This is a genomic window from Halomonas sp. SIMBA_159, from assembly GCF_046536035.1.
GTDB lineage: Bacteria > Pseudomonadota > Gammaproteobacteria > Pseudomonadales > Halomonadaceae > Vreelandella > Vreelandella venusta_A.
This window is the reverse complement of the sequence record NZ_JAWJBT010000690.1, coordinates 1-268: the sequence shown is the minus strand read 5'-3', so window position 1 is coordinate 268 and position 268 is coordinate 1. Positions and strand designations below refer to the sequence as shown.

The 268-nt window shown below is 63.8% G+C and carries 1 protein-coding gene; it reads left to right on the top strand.

The window, feature by feature from the left end:
- A partial coding sequence (locus tag R0J87_RS20960) for a hypothetical protein (RefSeq protein ID WP_498888677.1) occupies window positions 1-268 on the top strand: 268 nt, incomplete at both ends.

Below are 268 nucleotides of genomic sequence, written 5' to 3'. Positions count from 1 at the left end.
CCGGGCGGCGCCAAGAACAACGGTGCCAATCCGGACTTCACCAGCGGCTCCAACGGCACCACCAAGCTCGGCAACACCGACAAGGGCGAGTCCACCGCGGTGACGTTCTCGTTGAACAAGCCGCTGACCAACGGCTGGTACGGCAACCTGAGCTACACCTACACCCACGCGACCGAAGTCGGCTCGGACACCAGTTCGCAGGCCTGGTCGAGCTACCAGTACGTTTCGCGCCTGAACCCGAACGAGGAAATCGCCAGTACCGCCACCC